The 4366-nt window shown below is 68.1% G+C and carries 3 protein-coding genes; all 3 read left to right on the top strand.

Annotation, left to right across the window (positions count from 1 at the left end):
- Positions 1-134 precede the first annotated feature (134 nt).
- Genes AC068A_RS37125 through AC068A_RS37115 form a run of 3 tightly spaced genes read left to right on the top strand, consistent with a single transcriptional unit; the run spans position 135 to position 4239 of the window.
- On the top strand, positions 135-572 hold the full coding sequence (locus tag AC068A_RS37125; RefSeq protein WP_478590708.1) for a DUF6507 family protein: 438 nt from the start codon (positions 135-137) through the stop codon (positions 570-572).
- Positions 569-3379 carry a hypothetical protein gene (locus AC068A_RS37120; protein WP_478590707.1) on the top strand — a complete coding sequence of 937 codons (2811 nt, stop codon included), beginning with the start codon at positions 569-571 and terminating at the stop codon, positions 3377-3379. The genes AC068A_RS37125 and AC068A_RS37120 overlap by 4 nt, the downstream gene beginning before the upstream one ends.
- Positions 3379-4239 (top strand): immunity 49 family protein, encoded by an 861-nt coding sequence (locus AC068A_RS37115; RefSeq protein WP_478590706.1) that lies wholly within the window; start codon positions 3379-3381, stop codon positions 4237-4239. Before AC068A_RS37120 ends, AC068A_RS37115 begins: the two co-directional genes overlap by 1 nt.
- Positions 4240-4366 lie beyond the last annotated feature (127 nt).

The following is a 4366-nucleotide window of genomic DNA, read 5'->3' as shown; positions in this document are numbered from 1 at the left end:
TCATCAAGCTGCTGCGCTCGACGCTGGAGAAGAACGACGCGACGGCGCGCCAGACGCAGTCGCGCGCGAAGGCCGCGGTCGACAACATCGGCTGAACAGGCCGCGAGCGAACAGTTGGGCTGCAAGGGACATAGATGACGTCGTGGGATATCAGGCCGCAGGGTGTGCAGGGACAGCTGAGGACCGTCGGCGGTAATGCCGGCGAGCTGCAGAGGGCTCTGGAAGCCCTGATCGGCTCCATGGGGCGCGCGGCCCAGTTCGCGGGTACGGCCGTGCCCGGGTCGGCGGCAGAAGTGGGGTCGCGGGGTCCGGTGGCGCCGGGGGTGTCCGCTTCTCCGTACCTGGGGCGGAAGGCGACGGGGCCGGTAGCGGCTGCTCTGGGGGAGTACCTGGAGAAGCGTCAGAAGGAAATGACATCCGTGGCCGAGCGGATCGAGGCCTGCGTTCTGGGTGCGGCGAAGGCGACGAACGAGTACCTCGAAGGGGACCTGGACCAGGCCAAGCAGGCCCAGGACGCGGCCAGGGCCGTCAACCTGCAGATCCTGCGCGAACGGCCGGGCGGTGCGAAGTGAGCGGGAACGCGCCGGTCGACCCGGCAGAGGTGCCCGTCTTCACGGGCGACCTGGCGCAGCTGGACAAGGAGATCAAGGCGATCTCGTCGGGCGGGGCCGCGGTCGCGGCGAAGGCGAGTGACGTCCACACCAGCTTCGGCGGTCTTCAGGCCTTCTACCAGGCGCCCGAGGCGGACCAGCTGTTCGCGACGACCAAACCCGTCTCCGATTTCGGCCTGAAGCTGAGCTCGGACATGTGCACCATCGCGGGTGCGCTGGGTACGTACGCCCGTGACGCCGAGCCGCTGGTGAACCGGCTGAAGACGCTGAAGGCAGAAGCAGAATCGTTTCGCGCGAAGGTGGCGGGGGACGAGAAGTGGAACGAGGACGGCGATCTGACCGACCAGAACCTCGAACGCCGCAACGCGATCGCCGAGGTCTGGTCCCAGTTCCACGACGTGGAGCGCGCCGCGCACGCCAAGATCGTCGCACTCGTCGGCGGGCACGCGCTGATCAAGGACGACGGCTCCCACGCCCCGGGCATGTACGGCTATGACGCCGAGGCCCTCAAGCAGGCGAAGTCCCTGCCCTGGGGTGATGCGGTGGAGGAGTCCGTTCCCGCCTGGCAGGTGTGGGAGCACGTCTGGGACTTCGGCACCGGGATCGTCGTCGACGGCGTCGGCGGCACCCTCGGAGGTCTCGGCGGCCTCGTCGGACTCGACGGCTGGGACACCTTCAAAGCCTCCTGGACAGGCCTGGCCAAACTGTCCACCGCCGGCGCGATCACGTCGATACCGGGTGTGGGCCCGCTGTTCCTGGCCGCCCCCGCCGACAAACTGCCCTCCTGGCTGCGCGAGTCGCGTACGGCCATGAAGGAGACCGGCAAGGCGATGCTGGCCTGGGACCAGTGGAGTTCGAACCCCTCCCGCGCCGCGGGCGCGGTCGTCTTCAACGTGATCACCACCGTCTGCACCGGCGGCAGCGGCGGGGCGGTCTCCGGCGCGGGCAAGGCCGGCGCGGTCGCCAAGGCCCTCTCCTTCGCCAGCAAGACGGGCAAGGCCATCGACCCGATGACGTACATCTTCAAGGGCGCAGGCGCCAGCGTCTCGAAGGTCGGCGATGTGATGGCCGCCCTGCGCGGCATGGGCAAGGGCGAGATCCCAAAGATCAACATCGACGGCGCGGTGGCCCTTCCGGAAGGCGCGAAAGCCCTGCCGGACGGGGCGATCCAACTCCCTCCGGGCTCTTCCGTGCCCGAGGGCGCGATCAAACTCCCGGACAACACCATCAAACTCCCCGAGGGCACGGCCACGCTGCCCCCCGGCACGGTCAAACTGCCCTTCGACGGGCCGGCGAAGTACATGGACGAGGCCGGCAACCTCTACAAGGAAGACGGCAGCATCCTTCAGCGCGGCGACCAGGCCAAGGTCGAGAAGACCCCGGGCACACCGGACGGCACGGGAACCCCGAAGACGGACACTCCGAAGACGGACACCCCGGCCACGGTCAAGGCAGAGGGCCGCGTCCTGGCTGGCGTCGCCGCAGGCGGCCGGGGCGGCGACGCCATCCGCTTGGGCTCCGACATATCCGACCCCCTCCGCACCGCTGGCGATCACACCTCGGGTCCCCGGCCGGACACCAGCCCCGGCGGCCACGCTCCGGACCACATGCCGCGCAACGACCTGAACCCCACCCCCCGCGGCGGCCCCCGCCCGGACAGCCCGTCCACGGCTGGCACGCATGCGGCTGACCAGGGCACGACCGGCACGCACGCAGCCGACCATGGCGCGGGCGGCCACGGCGACACCCCGGGCACGGGCGGCACCCACCCGGGCGGCCCCGGCACGGGCAGCCTCCTGGACAACCCCGGTACGGGCGGCGTGGAAGACGCAACCCGCGCCGGCAACGACACCCCCGACACCGGCCCTCACCAGCCGGGGGACCTCCGCTACGGAGAGGGCAGCACCGAGTGGGTCGACCGGACGCCCGAGCAGGCGAAGTACTGGCATGACGAGCACGTACGGCTGGCCAACGAGAACGAGGCATGGCGGCTGCAGCACTACGAAGCCACGCGAGGCCACCGACTCGACGCTGACAGGATCGTCGACGGGCAGCGGCTGCCGAAGCTGAAGGAGGGAACCGACTCGAAGTGGCTGGCGACCGATGACCTCCCTTCCGCGGACCGCGAGTACTACCGCCTCCCCTCGAAGCCGGTCGATGTGAGCTCCGTGCAGACGCACGTCACTCCGAAGCTCGACGCGCTGGCCGACACCCATCAGAAGTACCTGGAGCTCGGTGACGCACAGCGGGCGTACGATAAGTCCAAGACCGCTGAAAACCTTGAGAAGCTCGATGCCGCCAAGGAAGCCATGGGCGACGTCCCCAACAACACCAAGGTCGGCGAGGCACTCGGTGAGGGTGCGGCTAAGTTGCACGTCATTCCAGCCGAGTTCAGCCATCCCAAGTGGATCGACCTCATGGACACCGGCCACGGTGCGCGGAGGTTCGACCAGCTGTACCGCCTCGACAACGGCATGGGTGACTTCCTCATCGTCGAGGCCAAGGCGCCCGGTGGAGAGCTCAAGTGGCGCCAGGGCGTCGGCCCTTACGCCAATGTGAAGGTCAAGCAGGGGACGATCGAGTACGTCCGCACGATCCTCGAGGAAATGAAGGCCCGAGGCGGCGAGGACAAGAAGATCGCGGACCAAATGATCCGGGCTCTCCGTAGGAAAAATGTCCAGTATGTGATGGTTCAAGCCAACAAACACACTGGGACTTATGCTGGATCCGAACTGAGTTACTTCGATCTCTACCGAGGAGGACGCTAGTGGCGCTCTCTGTTCCGCGTCATGAATTCCTCCGTGATGACCTCCCGGGGCGTGACCCCGTACTCAGCGAGGGCGTCGTGTGGGCGCTGGAAGACCTGCAGGAGGCGCCCGAAGCAATCGCCGACGCCATGTCCGATGCCCTGCTCCTCGCCCAGGAGCGGAGCGTGCCGGACCCCGCGGCGGGGTGGCTTGAGACGTGGGAGGCGTGGGTGGTCGCCATGCAGTCCGGTTCCGCGATGTTCGCGGCGGCCGCCACGACCTCCGAGAGCGTCGAATGCCTCATCCACCACGAGATGCGATCCCTGCCCGCTTCCGGGCCGAGGTCCTGGGTGAACGCCGGGACCTGGATCAACGTCTTTTACCTGTCGGTGATTTGCCGCGACAAGGCACGGTTGAACGCGCTCTGCGAGATCGAGCCGTCCCTGCTGCAGGCATCCGGAGCCGAGTTCGACGCTTACATCCACCCGTGGCTGGAGGCTCTCCGGTCGTACTGGCTGAGCCGTCCGGACCTCGGCGACCAGCTCCTCCAGGCTGCCGAGGGACTGGCTCCGGAGGCCGCTCCGATCGCCGGACCGGAGACGACCACGAAGATCCTGTGGCCGGTCGTGGACCTCTTCCACCGCTTCGTCACCGGCGATCACGATCAGTTCAACCGCTCCCTCGTCAACGCCCTCACGCTGCACAAGCAGTTCTGGACCGCCGACGAAGGCCTCGCGCGCGACGCCCGCGGACTCGTCGCGGTCGGCCCGCTCGCGATGGCCTGCCTCGCCTATGACGCGGGCTTCCCGATCGACGTGGAGTCCGAGTACCTGCCCAAGCACCTGCTCAAGCGCACGTGGGTGGGCGAGTTCACCACCTGATGAGTATCGATTTGGCTGAGTGGGTTGTCGACTGTCGCTGGGGGGTGGGTGGTTGCGGTGTCGGCGGCTCGGTGAGCTGGGGTGTTGAAGGTAGGTTGCGAAGGGGGTCTGCGGGTCTCGGGGTGGT

This window comes from Streptomyces sp. NPDC043854, from assembly GCF_056436005.1.
Note: the sequence above shows the minus strand (reverse complement) of the source record. Positions and strands in the feature narration are given on the sequence as shown.

Bases quoted from the DNA above. Each gene is read 5' to 3' on its own strand.
- AC068A_RS37125 (WP_478590708.1), top strand. From the start codon at position 135: ATGACGTCGTGGGATATCAGGCCGCAGGGTGTGCAGGGACAGCTGAGG.